The sequence below is a fragment of the Roseobacter cerasinus genome (assembly GCF_009811755.1).
Classification (GTDB): Bacteria; Pseudomonadota; Alphaproteobacteria; order Rhodobacterales; family Rhodobacteraceae; genus Roseobacter; species Roseobacter cerasinus.
The window spans coordinates 234289-254678 of sequence record NZ_BLIV01000004.1; the positions used below are offsets into that span (position 1 = coordinate 234289).

General features: G+C 62.3%; 15 protein-coding genes. 10 read left to right on the top strand and 5 right to left on the bottom strand.

Features of this window, described 5'->3' with window-relative positions; genetic code table 11:
- Positions 1-86: 86 nt before the first annotated feature.
- The 3 genes from So717_RS12160 (at position 87) to So717_RS12170 (ending at position 4648) form a co-directional block, all read left to right on the top strand.
- On the top strand, positions 87-1094 hold the full coding sequence (locus So717_RS12160) for a TAXI family TRAP transporter solute-binding subunit (protein WP_159977616.1): 1008 nt from the start codon (positions 87-89) through the stop codon (positions 1092-1094).
- Between the two features lie 66 nt (positions 1095-1160).
- On the top strand, positions 1161-3080 hold the full coding sequence (locus tag So717_RS12165; RefSeq protein WP_159977618.1) for a TRAP transporter permease: 1920 nt from the start codon (positions 1161-1163) through the stop codon (positions 3078-3080).
- Positions 3077-4648 (top strand): sulfatase family protein, encoded by a 1572-nt coding sequence (locus So717_RS12170; RefSeq protein WP_159977620.1) that lies wholly within the window; start codon positions 3077-3079, stop codon positions 4646-4648. Before So717_RS12165 ends, So717_RS12170 begins: the two co-directional genes overlap by 4 nt.
- A 9-nt stretch (positions 4649-4657) precedes the next feature.
- Here the strand turns inward: So717_RS12170 and So717_RS12175 are convergent, their stop codons facing one another.
- Together So717_RS12175 and So717_RS12180 are read right to left on the bottom strand one after the other, a co-directional pair.
- A complete protein-coding gene (locus So717_RS12175) occupies positions 4658-7696 on the bottom strand; it encodes an efflux RND transporter permease subunit (RefSeq protein ID WP_159977622.1) in 3039 nt (1012 codons plus the stop codon).
- A 2-nt stretch (positions 7697-7698) separates the two neighbouring features.
- Positions 7699-8949, bottom strand: a complete 1251-nt coding sequence (locus tag So717_RS12180) for an efflux RND transporter periplasmic adaptor subunit (protein ID WP_159977624.1) — start codon at positions 8947-8949, stop codon at positions 7699-7701.
- 509 nt (positions 8950-9458) lie between these two features.
- Here So717_RS12180 and acs point away from each other — a divergent pair.
- The 7 genes from acs (at position 9459) to So717_RS12215 (ending at position 18058) form a co-directional block, all read left to right on the top strand.
- The gene (gene acs / locus So717_RS12185) at positions 9459-11426 is read left to right on the top strand and encodes an acetate--CoA ligase (protein WP_159977626.1); all 1968 of its coding nucleotides are present in this window, start codon (positions 9459-9461) and stop codon (positions 11424-11426) included.
- The gene (locus So717_RS12190) at positions 11426-12112 is read left to right on the top strand and encodes an adenylate kinase (protein WP_159977628.1); all 687 of its coding nucleotides are present in this window, start codon (positions 11426-11428) and stop codon (positions 12110-12112) included. Before acs ends, So717_RS12190 begins: the two co-directional genes overlap by 1 nt.
- A 58-nt stretch (positions 12113-12170) precedes the next feature.
- Entirely contained in the window at positions 12171-12431 is a 261-nt protein-coding gene (locus So717_RS12195) for a DUF4212 domain-containing protein (protein ID WP_159977630.1), read from the top strand.
- A gap of 5 nt (positions 12432-12436) precedes the next feature.
- Positions 12437-14221, top strand: a complete 1785-nt coding sequence (locus So717_RS12200) for a sodium:solute symporter family protein (protein WP_159977632.1) — start codon at positions 12437-12439, stop codon at positions 14219-14221.
- Between the two features lie 103 nt (positions 14222-14324).
- Positions 14325-16145, top strand: coding sequence for a DUF294 nucleotidyltransferase-like domain-containing protein (locus tag So717_RS12205; RefSeq protein WP_159977634.1), 1821 nt, complete (start codon positions 14325-14327; stop codon positions 16143-16145).
- A gap of 4 nt (positions 16146-16149) precedes the next feature.
- Positions 16150-16668 (top strand): hypothetical protein, encoded by a 519-nt coding sequence (locus So717_RS12210; protein ID WP_159977636.1) that lies wholly within the window; start codon positions 16150-16152, stop codon positions 16666-16668.
- A 1-nt stretch (position 16669) separates the two neighbouring features.
- Positions 16670-18058: a 3'-5' exonuclease gene (locus So717_RS12215; RefSeq protein ID WP_159977638.1), complete on the top strand. Its 1389-nt coding sequence runs from the start codon at positions 16670-16672 to the stop codon at positions 18056-18058.
- Here the strand turns inward: So717_RS12215 and So717_RS12220 are convergent.
- Genes So717_RS12220 through urtE form a run of 3 tightly spaced genes read right to left on the bottom strand, consistent with a single transcriptional unit; the run spans position 18055 to position 20380 of the window.
- Positions 18055-18384 carry an FmdB family zinc ribbon protein gene (locus So717_RS12220; protein WP_159977640.1) on the bottom strand — a complete coding sequence of 110 codons (330 nt, stop codon included), beginning with the start codon at positions 18382-18384 and terminating at the stop codon, positions 18055-18057. The two genes, So717_RS12215 and So717_RS12220, sit on opposite strands and share 4 nt — an antisense overlap.
- A 55-nt stretch (positions 18385-18439) precedes the next feature.
- Positions 18440-19669, bottom strand: a complete 1230-nt coding sequence (gene fmdA, locus So717_RS12225) for a formamidase (RefSeq protein WP_159977642.1) — start codon at positions 19667-19669, stop codon at positions 18440-18442.
- A gap of 21 nt (positions 19670-19690) precedes the next feature.
- The gene (gene urtE / locus So717_RS12230; protein ID WP_159977644.1) at positions 19691-20380 is read right to left on the bottom strand and encodes an urea ABC transporter ATP-binding subunit UrtE; all 690 of its coding nucleotides are present in this window, start codon (positions 20378-20380) and stop codon (positions 19691-19693) included.
- Positions 20381-20390: the final 10 nt, after the last annotated feature.

Consider the following 20390-nt stretch of genomic DNA (forward strand, 5'->3'; position numbering starts at 1 on the left):
GCGTTTTGTTATGTAAGATGCCAAATGTTTAATTATATTAAATGTGAGAACCTTGCTAGGCTCTTCCAACATCAAGGGAGGATGCCGTGTTTAATTTCAGGACAGTCACGGGTGCGGCTGCGATTCTGGTGATCGCCGCTTTTGCGCCTGTTGCCGCCACCGCGCAGATATTCAAAGGCGAGACCGCCGGGGTTGGTGACCCGGTGCACACCATGTTCGTGACCTTTGCCAATCAGGCCGGTAAGGCCGGGGTCGAGATACAGGTGAACGCCGGTCAGACGCTGACCAAATCCATGCTCAAGGGCGGACGGCAGGAGATTGATTTCTTCTCGACTGTACCTTCGCTGGTCAATCTGATGAAAGGCCAGCAGCGCATGTATGAAAAGGTCGGCGATGCGCCTGCCGCAGCGGGTGAAATCCGCTCGATCCTGGGGTTTAAGGCGGGGGCGTACCACCCGGTCACGCTCGCAAGCTCGGGCATCGAAACCTGGCAGGATCTGAAAGGCAAGACCATCTTCACCGGCCCGCCTGCGGGGTCGGCGTCGGCCACATCCGAGGCACTGATCAAGATCATCACCGGCTATGAGGCGGGCACCGACTACAACGCCGTGCGTCTGAGTTGGGGTGAGGGTTACGCCGCGCTGGCGGATAAGAAGATCGACATGATGGTGCGCCCGGCAGAGGTTGGTTCGTCCAATATCGAGCAATTCGGCCTGTCAGGCGAATTTCGCATTCTGTCCATCCCCGAAGAGGCTGTTGGCGCCGAGGCCATGCAGGCGCTCTTCGGGCGTCCGGGCCGGGGTATGATCCAGTTCGACGGGGATGTCTACAAAGGCCAGTTGACCGATGGCGAGATCACGGCGCTGGGCTTCACCCAGTTCATCGGCACCCATAGCGGTATGTCAGATGATGTCGTCTATGAGGCGACCAAGGCCTTCTGGGAGAACCTCGACGAGGTGCATGCGACGGCCTTCTTCCTCAAGGACGTGACGCCGGAGAGCGCATTTACCTCGGTGAACGTGCCGCTGCATCCGGGGGCTGCACGGTACTATGACGAGGCGGGTGTGGCCATTCCGGACGCGCTGCGCCCCTGAACAGGCCGTACCCCGGGGGCCGTGGCGGCCCCCGCACTCCTCTGAATTCCGGTCAGGACACTTGTGATGACTGCAGATACGGCCCCGCGGGGCACCTTCGACAAACTTTATCTGGTGTTGTCGGCACTGGCATGCTTTTTGCTTGGCGCCATCGCGCTTTATAGCTCGGGCGTTGGGCTGGTGGAGCCGAAATTGCACCGCGCAGCCGGGTTTGCCTTGGCGCTCATTGTGGGCATCGCCGTGTCGCGCAACCGCCGGGTCGCCGCTGGGTCTGCGGGCGACGTCCGTCATCTGATTGTTGATGTTTTGCTGCTTGCAGCCGGGCTATGGTCGATCTGGTCGTTCTTCTTTGTCCAGACCCAGATGGAGGTTGCGCTCTATGACGTGACCGCCGCCGATGCGTGGCCCGCCTTGGCGGGGCTGGTTGTCTTTCTGGAGCTGTGCCGGAGGCTTTGGGGCTGGGGGCTTTTTGGCGTGGGGGCCTTTGGTGTGCTCTACCTGCTCTATGGGCAGGATCTGCCGGGGATCATGGCGCATACAGGGTTTTCTCTGAAAGAGGTGGCGGAGGCGCTGTGGTACAACACCAACAAGGGTGTGTTCGGCTCGATCACCAATATCGTGCTGTCGACGGTCTTCATCTTCATCGTTTTTGGTGTGCTTTTGGAGGGCACAGGCGCGGGTGATACGCTGTTGAAGTTCGCCTTTCTGGCCACCCGCCGCACCCGGGGCGGCCCGGCGCATGCGGCCATTCTGGCCTCCTCCATGTTCGGGACGATGTCCGGCTCGACCGTGGCGAACATCGTCGGAACGGGCACGTTCACCATTCCGATGATCAAGAAACGTGGGTTCTCGCCCACCTTCGCGGCGGGCATTGAGGCCACCGCGTCTTCGGGTGGGCAGATCATGCCGCCGATCATGGGCGCGGCGGCCCTCGTCATGGCGGACCTGACGGGTGTGGGGTATCTCAACATCATTGTGGCAGCCCTGATCCCGGCGCTGTTTTACTACTTCAGCCTGTTTTCTGCCGTAACGGTCGAGGCCCGGCGGCAGGGGATCACTGTGCAGCCCATGTCGGTCGAGGACCGGATCACGCGCTTGGATCTGATCAACTCCGTCCTGTTCCTCGGCCCCATCCTGACCATCGTTGGCTCGCTGCTCGCAGGCTTCTCCACCTCAGCGGCGGGGTTCTATGCGGTGATCATCCTGTTGGTGCTGTCGGTGATCAACCCGGAGGTGCGGGCTGACCCCCTGCGGATCTGGCGGTCGTTCCTCAAGGGGGCGGAATCCGGTGCCGTGCTGCTGATTGCCATCGCGGCGATTGGCATTCTGGTGGGTGCGCTCGACTCGACAGGCCTTGGGCTGAAGCTGGCCAATGTGATCGCCGCAGTGCGGGGCGAGAGCCTGTTTTCTGCCCTGCTGGTGGCCATGGTGGGCGCACTGATCCTAGGGATGGGGATGCCCACGCTGCCTGCCTATCTGATCATCATTCTGGTCATGGGGCCAGCGATCCAAGCGCTGGGTGTGTCGATGCTGACGGCGCATATGTTTGTCTTCTACTACGGGGTAGCCTCGTCGCTGACACCGCCGGTCGCTATCGCCGCTTATGCCGCCGCGCCCATTGCGGGTGCCAATCCGCTCAAGACGGCCTTCATGTCGTTCCGCCTTGGCATGGCCAAGTTCATCATTCCCTTTGTCTTTGCCTTCTACCCTACGGTGTTAATCATCGAAGAGTTCGCCCTGCTGCCCTTCCTGTGGATCGTCGCGCGCACGTGCTTTTGCATCTGGCTGTTTTCCTCGGCGCTCTCGGCCTATGACCGCCGCAAATTGCCAATACCCGAGGTTGTCGCACGGTTTGTCGTCGCTTTCACGATGCTGGCGCCCAGCCCCGTTCTGCACCTGCCTGCGATCCTGATCGGCGTTGGCCTGATCCTGTGGGACATCCGCGCGGCTCGCAGCGTCTCGGCAAACGCGGGGGCGCGGTTATGACACAGCGGCCCAATTTCCTGTTCATCATCACCGACCAGCACCGGGCGGATCATCTGGGCTGCGGCGGCAACCCGATTGTGCGGACGCCAAACATCGACGGGCTGGCTGCCAGGGGCACGATGTGGGACCGGTTTTATGTGGCCAATCCGATCTGCATGCCGAACCGCGCCTCGATCATGACCGGGCGCATGTGTTCGGCGCATGGCGCGCGGCACAATGGCATTCCGCTCTCCAGGGATCACACCACATTTGTGGAACTGCTGCGCGACGCGGGCTACAGCACCGGCCTGATCGGCAAGTCGCATCTGCAAAGCTTCACGGGGTTGCCCGCGACCAATCGCTTTGAACCAGCCGAGGGGCTGCACGCCCCAAGCCCGCATTTGCGGGATGCGATCAAGAACAACCGCCACACGGCGGAGTATGATCTGGAAGTAGCCCCCAAGTGGGACAAGCCCCTGGCGGAGCGTACGGGTGGCGACTTCTATGGCTTTGAACATGTGGAGGTGGCAGCGGATCACGGCGATCAGGCCTCCGGCGATTATCTGCTCTGGGCGCGACAGCAGCGGGCCGATTTCGACCAACTGGTGGGTCCGGACAATGCGCTGCCTGACAATCGGATCACGGCGCCACAGGCCTGGCGCACGGCAGTGCCGGAGGAGCTTTATTGCACCAGTTGGATTGCGGAGCGCAGCGCCGCGTGGCTGACGGAGCGGGCGGCGGATGACGCACCGTTCTTCCTGCAGATGTCCTTTCCTGATCCGCATCACCCATTTACGCCGCCGGGGCGGTATTGGGACATGTATGACCCCGCCGACATCGCGCTGCCGGACAGTTTCGGGCAGGGGGATCTGCCGCCGCTGCGCGCCATGCGGCAGGCGTTGGCTGCGGGCACTGACCCGCGCGATAACCAGAACCCCTTTGCCGTGACGGAAGACGAGGCGCGGGCCATCATTGCGCTGACCTACGGTATGATCACCATGATCGACGACGCCATTGGCCGGGTCCTGACGCGGCTGGAGGCGCTGGGGCTGGCCGAAAATACGGTCGTGATCTTCACCTCGGATCATGGCGACTACATGGGTGACCATGGGCTGATGCTGAAACTGCTCTTGCACTATCAGAGCATTATCCGGGTGCCGTTTATCTGGCATGATCCGGCGACCCCGGCTCAGGGCCGGATCGACCCCGGCTTGGCGTCGTCCATCGACATCGCGCCGACAATCCTCGCCCGCGCGGGCATTCAGCCCTACAATGGCATTCAGGGGCGTGATTTGTGGTCCGCCCCGCCGCCCGAGGCCGTGATCGTGGAAGAGGACAGCCAACGCGCCATGACCGGTTTTGACCGGCCCCAGCGGGTCCGCACCGTGGTGACCGACAGGCACCGGATGTCCCTGCGAGAAGGCGAAGACTGGCACGAGCTTTACGATCTGGCTGCTGACCCGGGGGAGATGCAGAACCTCTACGATGCCTCCGAAGGACAGCCCGCGCGGCAGGCCCTCACCGAGATTATGCTGCGTCGGATGATCGCGCTGCAGGATCGCTCGCCGCTGCCTGCCTATCGGGCCTGAGAGCCGGGTTCAGACCTCGTCGGCCGCAACGCGAAAGAAGATCGCGTAAAGCGCAGGCACCACGATCAACGTCAGCACGGTGGCAAAGCTCAGCCCGCAGATGATGACGACTGCCAGCGATTGAAAGAACGGATCCCAAAGCAGCGGCACCACGCCCAGAACGGTGGTCAGCACGCCAAGTGCCACGGGCCGCACCCGGCTCACGGCGCTGTCGACCACGGCCTGCATGCGTGCCTTGCCTGTGCCGATCTGGCTGTCGGTCTCATCGATCAGAACAATCGCGTTTTTGATCAGCATGCCTGTCAGCGAGAGCACCCCGAGGATCGCCATGAACTCCAGCGGTGTCTGAGTGCCTGCCAATCCGTAGATCACGCCGATCAAGGCCAGCGGGACGACCAGCCAGATGATGATCGTCTGCCGCCAGGCGCTGAAGAGGAAGAGCGTGACGAGGAACATCGCGCCGAAGCCCAACGGCATGGTTGCGGCGAGGCCCGCGTTGGCCTCCTGGCTGTTGCCGTATTCTCCTTTCCATTCGAGCGTATAGCCGGGGGGCAGGTCGATGGCCTCGATGGGCGCGCGCACCGCCTCGAAAAGATCGCCCGAGAGCATCCCTGCGGGGTTGTCCGACTGCGCGGTGATCGTCAGCTGCCGGTCGATCCGGCGCAGATTGCCGGCAGCGAATTCCAGATCGAAGCGGTCCACCACCTGGGCAATCGGGATATAGCCGCCCGCCACTTGGCTGAAGACCTGCACGTCGCGCAGGTTGCCCACATCGTTTCGGTCGATCTCGAAGGGGCGCATGATGATGTCGCGAAGCTCATCGCCTTCGCGGTAAAGACCCAGATTGGCGCCGCTCAGATGGGTGTAGAGCGCGTTTGAAATCTCGCCCTGCGTCAGGCCCAAGCGGCGCGCGTTCTCAGTGTCGATCACCGGGCGGATCACTTGTACCTGCTCGCGCCAGTCGTCCTTGACCGCGACCGCGCCTGCGTCGGCCATGATCGCCTTGGCCTCTTCGGCAAGCTGGCGTAGGACCACCTCATCCGGCCCGGCAAAGCGCGCCTCGATCTTGGGGCCCGACCCGGGTCCGAGTGCAAACTGCCAAACCTTGCCATTGGCCTCGGGGAACTCCGCATCCACCCAGGCCTGCAACTCTTCACGCAGCGGTGCGATCTGGTCGAAGTCTTCTACGTCCACGAGGATCTGGCCGTAGGCCGAGTTCTGGTTCTCGCTCTCATAGACCAGCATGAACCGCAGATGCCCGGCTCCGACCATCGTGTTGGTGCCTGTCACCCCCTCCTTGCCACGGACGTGTTCCGCGATGACGTACAGGTCAGCGGCGGTGCGGGTGATGTCGGTGCCTTGCGGCAGCGTGTAGTCGATGGCGAATTGCGCGCGGGTCGAGGATGGGAAGAACCCCGGCGGCACAAAGCTGAAAAGCGCAATGGACGACGCGAAGAGCCCTACCACCAGCGCAATGGTCAGGTAGCGGGCCCGGATCGCGCGTGCCAGAACATAGCGATACCAGCGCAATACTACGTTTTCCTTTTCCTCACTGGCCTGGCCGGGCTTCAACAGCAGAGTGCAATAGTAAGGTGTGAGCCAGATCGCTACGAGCCAGGAGAAGAGCAGGGCAATCGAGATCGTCCAGAACAGGCTGCCCGCATACTCGCCAGTGTTGTCTGGCGACAGCCCGATCGGCGAGAAGGCCAGCAGGCCTACGATGGTGCCGCCCAGCAGCGGCCATTTGGTCTGCTCCACAATGGCGCGCGAGGCCTCCGCCGCATCCTCGCCTCGCTGAACCCGCACCAGCGTGCCTTCGACCACCACAATGGCGTTGTCCACCAGCATTCCCAGCGCGATGATCAGCGCGCCCAGTGAGATCCGCTGCATATCAAGCCCGTAGAGATACATGCCCATCAAGGTGCCAGCCACGGTGACCAGCAGAATGCCGCCCATCAGAATGCCTGAGCGCAACCCCATGAAGATCAGCAGTGTGCCGACCACAATGGCCAGGGCCAGCGCCACGTTCATAACAAAGTCATTCACGGAGACCTTCACGCTCTCCGACTGATCGGAGATCGGTATAACGTCGATGCCGATGGGTTGTTGAGAAATCAACGCGTCCATCCGCGCCTTCACCGCTTCACCCATGTTCACCACATTGCCGCCGAGCGTGTTGGAGACACCGATGCCAATTGCCGGTTGCCCGTCGCGGAACAGCAACATGGTGGCCGGCTCCTTGAGCCCGCGGCTCACCGTGGCAATGTCGGACAGCCGGAAGGAACTGCCCGTTTGCGGGTTGGTGATGAGCAAATTGCCAATGGCCTCGGTTGAGGAAATGCCATTGCGCGGACGCACCTCCAGCCGCGTATCTCCCGCCAGAATGGAACCGCTCGGCGTCACCAGATTTTGCCCAGACAGGATATCGCTGATCTGCTGCGGCGCGAGACCCAGAGCAATCAGCCGGGCGGGCGAATATTCCACATAGATCACCTCCTCCTGCACGCCGTTCAGCACGACCTTTGACACCCCATCAACGGTGACCAACTCGCGCTGCAAATCCTTGGCGTATTCGTAAAGCTCGGTCAGGGAATACCCCTCGCCCACCACCGCGAAATAGAGCGCGTAGACATCGCCGAAGTCATCAAAGACCTGTGTGGGCAGCGCGTTGGGTGGCAGATTGGCCTGCGCGTCACTGATCTTGGCGCGCAGCTGCGTGAATTTCTGGTTCAGCTCCGGATGATCCGGGGTGGAGGCGATGGTGAATTCCACCGTGACCGTGCTCACCCCCGGAGAGGAGACGGAGCGGACCTCGTCGATGCCCGACAGCTGCTGCACCGCGTTTTCGATCACCTCGGTGACTTCCTCGGCCACCTCTTCGGCGCCCGCGCCGGGGTAGGGGGTGATCAACTGCGCTTGCCGGATCACGAACTCCGGGTCTTCGAACCGGGGCAGGTTCGTATAGGCAAAATACCCCGCCACAAGGATCAGAAAAGTCGAGACAGCCGAAATCAGCCGCTTCTCAATCGCGAACCGCGCCAGATCCATTCTCAGCCTCCGATCCGGGTGACCGGTCGGATTGTCATGCCATCGATGATGCGGCTGACGCCCGCAGACACAATTGTATCGCCCGGTGCCAGGCCCTCGGTCACGGCAACCATATCGCCCCGCATATCTCCCAGATCAACGAGGATTTGAGAGACCGTATTGTCAGCACCGACCTGCCAGACAAAGGGCGCCCCGGACGGGTCAGCCCCCACGGCGGTCATCGGGATCATCAGCGCCTGTTCCTCACCTGCCGCGGTGGACATCACGCGCCCGACCATGCCGGGCAGGATCAGCGCGTCCTCGGGCACGGTTACGGCAACACGGCCCCGGTAGGTCTGGGTGGCAGCATCCGCCTGAACTGAAAACTCGACGACCTCTCCCGGAAATGTCACGCCCGGCAGCGCATCGAAACTGACCTCGTTGTGGATGTTCTCCGTCCCGTTGGCCGACAGCGCCGTGACGTCCGGCCCCGGCACATCGAAGGCCAGATGCACAACCGACAGCGCCTGCAAAAGCGCAATGGTCTGCCCTGCCTGCACATTGGTGAAATTCTCGATATCGCGCCGGGCGATGATGCCGTTAAAAGGGGCTTCGAGCGTGCTGTCATCCAGATTGTCCCGCGCAACCTTCAACTGCGCTTGCAGTCCGCGAATGGCGGCTTCGGCGGCGGCAATATCCTCGGGCCGGCCACCCGCGCGGCCAATGCGCAGCTGTTCGGTTTGTGCGCGCAGGTTGGCCTCGGCCACGCGCAGATTGGCTTCGTCTTGCTCCAACTGGGCCGATGTGGCCACGCCCCGCTGCACCAGCTCGCGCGTGCGCGCCTCCTGATCCCGTGCCTGTTCGAGCTGTGCCTCTGCCGAGAAAACTGCCGCTTCCAGCGCGGCGATTTCCTCTTCCCGCGCGCCTGCGCGCAGAGCGGTGAGCTCGGCGCTGGCCTGATCGATCTGGCTTTCAAGCTGCACGATCTGCGTCTCGAAATCGCGCGGATCAAGCGCTGCAATCAGATCGCCCTCGGACACTTGCGCGGCAGCACGCACAGGCAGCTGGGTCACCCGCCCGCTGACGCGAAACGACAAATCCACCTCTGAGGAAGGCCGGACGATGGCCGGATAAGTGCGCCGCAGTGAGGAGGAGATGGGCTCGACCGTGAAAACCTTGGCGGGGCGGGGAGAGCTGTCCTGTGCCACTGCCGGGCCAAGAGACCAGGCTGACATCAGAACGGTCGCGACAATGGTGAGATGCGTGCGAACCATAATATGACCTTGGATATGTATTTGTGGTGAGCCTTGCAGGCTGCGGGCGCGTTGTAAACGGCCTCGTGTCAGATATGGCTTCGTTGTGGGGGCTGTGGATGGCCGCAGGAGCGCGTGGGTTTGGCGGGGAGAGGCCATCGGCCGGTGTCCGCCGTTTTGGATGATGCAGCCTTAGCGGGCGATTCGCTGTATGCGAGAAACCTGAGCCTGCGAGCGAGAGGCATGTTGCTATTCGTGCCGAGATCGGCCTGGGCTGTATGCAATTGCATACCGATCTTTCAGATACGCGACGTACACGAAAAAGTTACCAAGATGTAAACATTGATAAAATCGGCTAACCAAGAAAGTTCTTTACAGAAGGATAGCGCTATCGAAAAAACGTTTACAAAAAATACCAATTAAACCAGTAAGAAAGGGAAATCATTTACAGATTGATGTAGGGTCTTGAGGCGCGCTGGCCGTGTTCCCGCCTGTGGGGGCCGCTGTTGGCGCCACAGGAGGAGGACACCATGACAACAGAAGACCTGCTGGACCCCAAAGTCGTTTCTTCCGCCGCAGAGGGCCCTTTGGCGCCGCTTGTGTCGGTCGAGGATTACACACGTATGTATGAGGCGTCCGTCCAGGATCCGCACAGGTTCTGGGCGAAAGAAGGCAAGCGGATCGATTGGATCACGCCCTTCACCAAGGTCAAGAACACCTCATTCGAGCCGGGAAACATCGACATTCGCTGGTTCGAGGATGGCACGCTGAACGTCTCGGCCAACTGCATCGACCGGCATCTGGAGGCACGCGGCGACCAGACCGCGATCATCTGGGAACCCGACAGCCCGGAAGACCCGGCGCTGCACATCACCTACCGCAACCTGCACCGGTCTGTTTGCAGGATGGCCAATGTGCTCAAGGGGCTCGGCGTTGGCAAAGGCGACCGGGTGGTGATCTATCTGCCGATGATCCCCGAGGCGGCCTATGCGATGCTCGCCTGCGCGCGGATCGGGGCCATCCATTCCATTGTCTTTGCGGGGTTCTCGCCGGACGCGCTTGGCGCACGGATCAATGGCTGTGACGCGAAAGTTGTCATCACCGCGGATTACGCCCCCCGGGGCGGACGAAAGACACCGCTGAAGTCCAACACCGACACGGCCCTGCTGCATTGCAAGGACGACGTTCAGTGCCTGGTCGTGAAACGCACCGGTGGCCAGACCACCTGGACGGATCGCGATCACGACTACAACGCGCTGTCGGCAGACGCCTCCGTCGACTGCTCACCTGAAGAGATGAGCGCGGAAGATCCGCTTTTCATTCTCTATACCTCCGGCTCCACCGGTCAGCCCAAGGGTGTGGTGCATACGTCGGGTGGCTATCTGGTCTATGCGGCGATGACCCATGAGGTCACCTTTGACTATCGCGACGGAGACGTTTTCTGGTGCACGGCGGATGTGGGCTGGGTCACGGGCCACAGTTACATCGTCTACGGGCCGCTCGCCAATGGCGCGACCACAATCATGTTCGAAGGCGTGCCAACCTATCCCGATGCAGGCCGCTTCTGGCAGGTGTGCGCCAAGCACAAGGTCAACCAGTTCTATACGGCCCCCACTGCCATTCGCGCGCTGATGGGCGCGGGCAAGGAGTGGGTGGAAAAGCATGATCTGTCCGATCTGCGCCTGCTGGGGTCGGTGGGTGAGCCGATCAATCCCGAAGCCTGGAACTGGTACAATGAGGTTGTCGGCAAGGGCAAATGCCCCATCGTCGACACCTTCTGGCAGACCGAGACGGGCGGCCACATGCTGACCCCGCTGCCCAGCACCAAGCTCAAGCCCGGCGCCGCACAGCAGCCGTTCTTTGGGGTGCGGCCTGTCGTGCTGGAGCCAACCTCTGGCGAGGTGATTGAGGGCAATGGCGTCGAAGGCGTGCTCTGCATGGGCGACAGCTGGCCCGGGCAGATGCGCACCGTCTGGGGCGACCATGCGCGCTTTGAGAAGACCTATTTCTCTGATTACAAGGGCTATTACTTCTCGGGCGACGGCTGCCGCCGCGATGAAGATGGCGACTATTGGATCACTGGCCGCGTCGATGATGTGATCAACGTCTCGGGTCACCGCATGGGCACAGCCGAGGTCGAAAGCGCCCTCGTCGCCCACGCCAAGGTCGCGGAAAGCGCCGTGGTGGGCTACCCGCATGACGTCAAAGGGCAGGGCATCTACGCCTATGTCACCTTGATGAACGGCGAAGAGCCCTCCGACGCGCTGCGCAAGGAGCTGGAGACCTGGGTCCGCACCGAGATTGGCCCCATCGCCAAGCCGGACCTCATCCAATGGGCGCCGGGCCTGCCCAAGACGCGCTCCGGCAAGATCATGCGGCGCATCCTGCGCAAGATTGCCGAAGATGATTTTGGCAGCCTGGGCGACACCTCGACCCTCGCGGACCCCTCCGTGGTCGATGATCTCATCGAAAACCGGATGAACCGGGGGGATAAATGATGGACGGCTCGAAACCACCCGTTGCAGCACCGGTTCTGATCTTGCTTGGCCCTCCGGGCGCGGGCAAGGGCACGCAGGCGCGCAAGCTGGAAGAGAGCCGTGGCTTTGTGCAACTCTCCACCGGAGACCTTCTGCGCGCCGCCGTCGCGGCGGGCACGCCCGCCGGGCGGCGCGCCAAAGCGGTGATGGAAGCGGGCGATCTGGTCAGCGATGAGATCGTGATTGCGATCCTGCGCGACCGGCTCGGCGAAGCAGACTGCGCGAAGGGTGTCATCCTCGACGGCTTTCCACGCACCACTGTGCAGGCCGAAGCGCTGGACGACCTGCTGGACGGCACCGGCCAGCGGATCAATGCCGCGATCAGCCTTGAGGTTGATGATGATGCGATGGTGGTTCGCATCTCGGGCCGGTTCACCTGCGCCAACTGTGGCGAGGGCTATCACGACACTTTCAAGCCCACGATCAAACCGGGTGTCTGCGACATGTGCGGCGGCACCGAGATGAAGCGCCGCGCGGATGACAATGCCGAAACGGTGGCGCAGCGGCTCGCAGCCTATCACGCGCAGACCGCACCGCTCATCGACTATTACGCGGCCAAGGGCGCGCTGACACGCGTTCCGGCCATGGGGGCAATCGAGGAGATTGCCGCAAACCTGGAGGAGGTTGTCAGCCATGTCACCACATGACGTACCCGCAGACACCCGGGGCAAGGACCTGAGGGAGCCAAAAGGAGGAGGGAAGCCTATGTCTCAAACCAACGACAGCAACGCCTATTGGAGTGCCAATTTGCGTCTCATCAAAATCAGCCTCGTGATCTGGGCGCTGGTATCATTCGGGTTCGGGATCATCCTGCGCCCGCTTCTGGCTGGGATCACCATCGGTGGCACCGACCTGGGATTCTGGTTCGCGCAACAGGGGTCGATCATCGTCTTTTTGATCCTGATCTTCTTTTACGCCTGGCAGATGAACAAGCTCGACCGTGAACACGGCGTGGACGAGGAATAGGGACAATGGATCAGTTTACACTCAACCTGCTGTTTGTGGGCGCAAGCTTTGCGCTCTACATCGGCATCGCGATCTGGGCCCGCGCGGGCTCCACATCGGAATTCTATGCCGCCGGGCGCGGCGTGCACCCTGTCACCAATGGTATGGCCACCGCTGCGGACTGGATGTCTGCCGCCTCCTTCATTTCCATGGCGGGGCTCATCGCCTTTACGGGCTATGACAACTCGTCGTTCTTGATGGGCTGGACAGGTGGCTATGTGCTGCTCGCACTGCTGCTGGCGCCTTACCTGCGCAAGTTTGGCAAGTTTACCGTGTCGGAGTTCATTGGCGACCGGTTCTATTCCAGCACCGCGCGCATGGTCGCTGTGATCTGCCTGCTTGTGGCCTCCATCACCTATGTGATTGGCCAGATGCAGGGTGTGGGCATCGCCTTTGGCCGCTTCCTTGAGATCGACGCTTTCTGGGGGCTGCTCATCGGCGCCTGTGTGGTCTTCGCCTATGCGGTTTTCGGTGGCATGAAGGGTGTGACCTACACCCAGGTGGCGCAGTACTGCGTGCTGATCACCGCCTATACGATCCCGGCGGTCTTCATCTCGCTGCAGCTGACCGGCAACCCGATCCCGGCACTGGGCCTTTTCGGCAGCACCGAAAGCGGTGAGCCGCTGCTGGTCAAGCTGAACCAGATCGTCACCGACCTGGGCTTTGCCGAATATACGGCGGCGCATGGATCAACCATCAACATGGTGCTCTTCACTCTGTCGTTGATGATCGGCACCGCCGGGCTGCCCCACGTGATCATGCGCTTCTTCACGGTGCCGCGTGTGTCGGATGCGCGTTGGTCCGCGGGCTGGACGCTGGTCTTCATCGCGCTCCTCTACCTGACGGCGCCTGCTGTGGGGGCTATGGCACGGCTCAACATCTCCGAGCTGATGTGGCCCAATGGCACGAGCGGTGAAGCGGTCAGCGTCGAGCAGATCGAGACCGATCCGGACTACGCCTGGATGGCCACATGGCAGAAGACCGGCCTGTTGGGTTGGGAAGACAAGAACGGCGACGGCAAGATCCAGTACTACAATGATGCCAACGCCGATCTTCAGGCCAAGGCGGCGGAGAATGGCTGGGAAGGCAATGAGCTGACCAACTTCAACCGTGACATTCTGGTGCTTGCCAATCCCGAGATCGCAAGTCTGCCGGGCTGGGTGATCGGCCTCGTGGCAGCGGGCGGCCTTGCGGCGGCGCTGTCGACGGCTGCGGGTCTCTTGTTGGCTATCTCGTCTGCGGTGTCGCATGACCTGCTGAAAGGGCAACTCACGCCGAATATGTCGGAGAAATCCGAACTGATGGCGGCGCGGCTCTCGATGGCGGCGGCAATCGTGGTGGCGGTGCTTCTGGGGCTCAATCCACCGGGCTTTGCGGCGCAAACCGTGGCCCTGGCCTTTGGTCTGGCAGCAGCTTCGATCTTCCCGGCGCTGATGATGGGGATCTTCTCGACCCGCATCAACAACTCCGGTGCCGTGGCGGGCATGCTCGCAGGCCTTGCGGTCACGCTGCTCTACATCTTCCTGCACAAAGGCTGGTTCTTCATCCCGGACACCAACACGTTCACGGATGCTGACCCACTCTTGGGCCCGATCAAGTCGACCTCCTTCGGTGCCATCGGTGCTGCGGTCAACTTCGCGGTGGCCTACTTTGTCTCCGGCATGACCAAGGAGACCCCGCAGGAAATCAAGGACCTCGTCGAAAGCGTGCGCATCCCTCGTGGGGCGGGCGTAGCTGTCGAAGGTCACTAGGACTGCCTGACATCGCCACGCGTGCGTGGCGGTGCCTCCCAAATCAGGCCCGTCCTGCCCGAACCTCCCTCGGGCAGGACATCCCGCTTAAAGAGGCTGACACATGCCCCTTACCGCTGAGCTCAGACAATTCCTCGCTTCCGTGCACCCTTATGACAGCCTGTCGGACGCGGATCTCGACACGCTGGCGCAGCTTTGCGAGGCGCAAACCTTTGCGCCCGGAGAGACGGTGTTTGCGGTCGGAGATACTGCGACACGCCTCTACATCATCGCCGCTGGTGAGGTCGATGTGACCGACGAGGCGGATGTTCAGATTTCCATCCTCGGGCCGCGCAACTCCTTTGGCGAGCGGGCCTTGCTGCGCGGTGAAGATGCCAGCCGAACAGCGACAACGACCCAGGAAACGACACTGATCGTGATGTCGTCGGAGACGTTCTTTGCGCTGATCGACGCTCACGCAACTGTTGCAAAATTCTTCGACCGTCGCCGCCCGCCGCGCTCGGATCAAAAAGACCTCACCATCCTGCCGGTGGGGCAGCTTATGACGCGCGACCCCATGACCTGCCCGCCTGAGACGTCGATCCGCACGGCCGCAGGTCAGATGCATGCCAGACATATCTCGTCGATCTGTGTCAGTGGCGCAGGTGGCTTTGAAGGCATTGTGACCCTGCGCGATATCAATGGCCGCGTGGTGGCGGAGGGGGGCGACTCAGCGGCCCCGATCTCTACCATCATGACGGAAGCCCCCCTCACGCTGGCACCAACCGCCTTGGTCACCGACGTGCTGCACCTAGTGGTCGAACGCGGCATCGGTCATGTGCCCATTGTCGACGGCGCGGAGCTTGTGGGGATTGTGACCCAGACGGATCTCACCCGCGCGCAGGCGATGTCCTCCGCCGATCTGGTGGGCCGCGTGGCCAAGGCCGCAGACGCGGGTGAGATGGCCCGCGTCACGGCCCAGATCCCAGATCTACTGGTGCAGCTGGTCGAAGCGGGTAACCGGCACGAGGTCGTTACGCGCCTCATCACCGACATCGCCGATACCGCGACCCGGCGCTTACTCGCGCTCGCCGAAGCGGAACTTGGCCCGCCGCCTGTCCCCTACCTCTGGCTCGCCTGCGGATCACAAGGGCGGCAGGAGCAGACGGGCGTGTCGGATCAGGACAACTGCCTGATCCTCTCGGACGATGTGACCGAAGCGCAGATGCCCTATTTCACAGACCTCGCCAAATACGTGAGCAACGGACTCGACACCTGCGGCTACTTCTACTGCCCCGGCGACATGATGGCGACCAACCCGCGCTGGTGCCAGCCGCTGCGGGTCTGGCGCGACTATTTCCACGGCTGGATCGCGACGCCGAACCCCGAAGCGCAGATGCTCGCCTCGGTCATGTTCGACCTACGGCCCATCGGCGGCGACCAGAACCTCTTCAGCGACCTGCAAGAGACCACTCTGGCCGAAGCCTCCAAGAACTCCATCTTCACCGCGCATATGATCGCCAATTCGCTCAAGCACCAGCCGCCACTGGGCCTCCTGCGCGGGCTTGCCACGATCCGCTCGGGCGAGTACCGCAACCAGCTGGATCTCAAGCACAATGGCGTCGTACCTGTGGTCGATCTGGGCCGGGTCTACACTTTGCAAGGCCAGCTCAAGTCGGTGAGCACCCGCGCCCGACTGGAGGCGGCGCAGAAGGCGGGCGTGCTCTCGGCGTCCGGCGGGGCCGATCTGCTGCACGCCTATGATCTGATCGCGACCATGCGGCTGGAGCATCAGGTGACCCAGATCAAGGCAGGCCAGAAACCCAACAACTATCTTGATCCCGCAACGCTCTCGGATTTCGCCCGCAGCCACCTGCGCGACGCCTTCGTGGTTGTGAAGACCATGCAATCCGCTGTGGGATCGGGCAAAGGCGCGCTAGGATAGGCTTATGTTTGTCGAACTCATCGCCACCATCTTCGCCGGGATCGCCTGTGCTGGCCTCGCCATGTTGCTCAACATCATGACGGGACGGCGACTGCCGAAATGGGTGATGCCGGTGGCGGCGGGCGCTGGCATGATCGGTATGACCATCTCGAACGAATACACCTGGTTTGGCCACACGGCAGAGCGCCTGCCCAAGGGCGTCGAGATCGCAATGACAGTGGATGAGCAAGGCTGGCTGCGCCCCTGGACACAGGTCTGGCCCTATACCAAGCGCTTTGTCGCTGTCGACACGGGCACCGCGCGCAAACATCCCGATTTGCCCGAGCAGCGGCTTGCCGATATCTATTTCTTTGGCCGCTGGTCACCGGTGAATCAGGCGCCGATGCTCTTTGACTGTGGTCAGGCGCGCTCGGCCCTTCTGATCGACGGCGCCGAATTTGCCGCCGATGGCACCGTCAGCAATGCGGAGTGGGAGGGCGTGCCCGAAGGCGACCCGATCCTGCAGATGGTGTGCGAGACCTGAGATGTTCACCACCCTCTCCCTGCGCCTGCGCGTCTTTCTCTTCTTCTGCCTCGTGGCCGCTGCAAGTGCTGCGCTGGCGGCGGGGGCGCTGAGCTTTGGCTGGTCGCGGGGCGAGCCGGGGCTGCCTGCTGGGCCTTTCGTCACTGCCTTTGTGATGTTTGCCTTTCTGAATACCGGCTTTGCGCTCGGCATCTGGGTGCTCTTTGATGAGAACATGGCCAAGCCGATCACACGGCTGTCCGCAGATCTGCGGCTGCGCGCCCATGCGGGCGTCGCGGGCGAGGTCGACACGGATGCGGCGCGCTATCTCGGCGATTTGGCCCCGGCGGCCAGCGCCCTGTCCGAGAGCATGAGCAGCGCGGCAACAGGCACCGCCGCCGAGATTGCGCGCGAGACGGAGCGTCTGACGGCGGACCGGGACCTGCTGACCGCCCTGCTCACCGAGATTCCGGTGGCCACGATCCTGCTGAACCCCGCGCGCGAGATCGTGCTCTACGACGGGCAGGCGGCTGAAGTGCTGTCACAGGTCGCGCCGCCGCGTCTGAAAGCGCCGCTGGGTGACTATCTTGAGATCAGCGGCGAGGGCCCTGCGGCGGATGGTGCCGTTGACCTGCGCGCGGTGTCGGGCAAGGCCCGGTTTACAGGGCGCCTGCGGGCTCTGGGCGATGACGGTCACGTGCTGCTGATAGATGTGGAGGAGGCCCCGGGGCGTCCTATCGACCCTCGCCCGCTGGTCTTTGATTTCGATTTGATGACGGCCTCCGAGACAGCCGATATCAAGGACACGCCCCTGCAAGACCTCTGCTATGTGCCCTTTGACACAGAGACCACCGGCCTCAGCGTTGAGACGGATCACATCGTGCAGATTGGTGCGGTGCGGGTGTTGAACGGTCGGGTGATCGAAGGCGAGAGCATGGATCTCTACGTCAACCCGGGCTGCCCGATCCCGCCGGCCGCGACGCGCATTCACAGCGTTACCGATGCTGATGTGGCCGGTGCGCCGGACATCAGCGAGGCGGGGCAACGCCTGCACCATTTCGCGCGTGATGCTGTGCTGGTGGCGCATAACGCGCCGTTTGACATTGGTCTTCTGCGGCGGTGCGCGCCGCAGATGGGGGTGACGTGGGAGCATCCGGTGCTAGATACGGTGCTGCTCTCCGCCGTGGCGTTTGGCATCACGGAAGATCACTCGCTTGATGCGCTCTGCGATCGGTTGGAGGTGGCACTGCCCGATGTGGTGCGCCACACGGCTTACGGCGATGCGCTGGCCACGGGGCAGGCGCTGGTCAAGCTGTTGCCGCTGTTGCAGGCGCGGGGCTTGCGCACCTTTGGCGACGTGATGGCGGAGACGCGGCAGCAGAGCCGTCTATTGCAGGACCTCAATCCCTAGTGCGAGATCATCCACGGCCGTTTGGTTGGGAAGCTCTTGGAGCCGTCGGGGCGGTACAGCGTCTTGTTCGACACTTTCTTGCCACCACCGCAGCATCCGCAACCCGGCCCATGCGCGCTGCGCTTGGGGCTGTCGGCAGAGCGTTCGTTGGTTTCATGCGCGCGTCGGGTTGCCGAGGCCATGCCCGAGATATGCGGTACGGAGAACATGACGCGCGGTGCGGTTTGGCCGCAGGCGGGGCAGTCGCAGGGGTCGGCGAAGGCCGACATGGGCGCGGTTTCTTCAAAGACGCCGCAGTCGGTGCATTGGTATTCGTAGATGGGCATAAGGGGGTCTTCCAATAGAGGATGTCGGCGCCGATGTGGCGCCGACCAAAAGGTGTTAGAGATCGGGCGCCAGGGGCACATCGATGCTGCCGTCGAGGTACTTCGTCGGCCCCTCGGCATTGGGCATCATGTCCCATTCGAAGATATCATTGGGCAGCCAGAGCGTGGCACAGGCGTTTGGAATGTCCACGACACCAGAGATATGCCCCTGCACCGGCGCGGTGCCGAGGATCGCATAGGCCTGCGCGCCGGAGTAGCCGAATTTCTTCAGGTACTCGATGGCGTTGAGGCACGCCTGCCGATAGGCGATATGCACATCGAGGTAGTGCTGTTCGCCCTGCTCGTCGACCGAGATGCCTTCGAAGATCAGATAATCGTTGTAGGCGGGCGTGATCGGCGAGGGTTTGAAGATCGGGTTCTTGATCCCGTATTTCGCCATGCCGTCCTTGATCAGCGAGACCTTCAGGTGCAGCCAGCCGGCCATTTCGATAGCCCCGCAGAAGGTGATCTCGCCATCACCCTGGCTGAAGTGCAGATCCCCCATCGAAAGCCCGGCGCCGTCCACATAGACCGGGAAATAGATCTTGGAGCCGCGGGAGAGATCCTTGATGTCGCAGTTCCCGCCGTGCTCGCGCGGCGGCACGGTGCGCGCGGCCTCAGCGGCGGCGGCGTCGCGCGCCTCCCCTTTCATGGCCCCCATATGCGCGCTTTGCGTGTTGGGCAGGGCGGCCAGCGGCGGTGTGCGGTCGGGGTCGGTGTTGAAAAGCGCGGTTTCGCGGCTGTTCCACATATCCAGCATCTTGCGATCCGGCAGACAGCCGATCAGCCCGGGGTGGATCAGCCCTGCGTATTTCACGCCGGGCACGTGGCGCGATTTGGTGAACATCCCGTCAATGTCCCAGATCGACTTCTGCGCCTCGGGGAAATGTTCGGTCAGAAAACCGCCGCCATTCTGTTTGGAGAAGAACCCGTTGAAGCCCCAGAGCATCTCCTCTTTGGCGCCGATGTCGAGAATATCAACAACCAGCAAATCGCCCGGCTCCGCGCCCTTCACGCCGATGGGGCCGGAGAGGTAATGCACCTGCTCCAGCTCCACGTCCCGCACATCCGACGCATCGTCGTCGTTCTTGATCTGCCCGCCGGTCCAATCATAGGTCTCGATCTTGAAATCATCGCCCGGCTCGACCCAGACGTTGATCGGTATGTCCGGGTGCCAGCGATTGTGCACATTCTCATTGGTGTGTGGGCTTTCGCTGAGCTCTACGGAAATCAATGTGTCAGCCATGTCTACCTCCTGTTTTGGTCTTCATACGGATAGGAATTTCGAGACCTTGGCCTCGTCGAGCCCCGCGCGCGGGCTGTCGTGCACGAAGGTGCCGTTTTCGATGACCATCACGCGGTCAGCGACATCGAGCGCGAAGCTCAGCACTTGTTCGGAAACGACGATGCTCAGCCCCTTTTCATCGCGGATGCGGCGCAGAGTGCGCGCCATCTCGCGGATGATCGACGGCTGAATGCCTTCGGTCGGCTCATCCAGCAGCAGCACCTTGGGGTTCGAGGCCAGCGCGCGGGCAATGGCCAGCTGCTGTTGCTGGCCACCGGATAGGTTGCCACCCCGGCGGTTCTTCATCTCCAGCAGCACCGGGAACAGCTCGTAGATGTCCTCGGGCACGTTCGACTGGCCGGTCACAGTCAGCCCGGTTTCCACGTTTTCCTGCACGGTCATGGCGGAAAAGATCATCCGCCCCTGCGGCACATAGGCGATGCCGCGCGCCACGCGCTGGTGCGATTTCAGCCCGGTGATCGCCTGATCTCCCACCGAGACATCGCCGCCCCGTTCAGGCACGATGCCCATCAGCGTCTTCATCAGCGTGGTCTTGCCCATGCCGTTGCGGCCCATGATCGCCACGATCTCGCCGGGGGCCACATCAAGGTTCAGACCGTGCAGGATTTCGCTTTCGCCGTAAGCCGCGCGGAGGGATTTCACATTCAGCATCTTGGTCTCT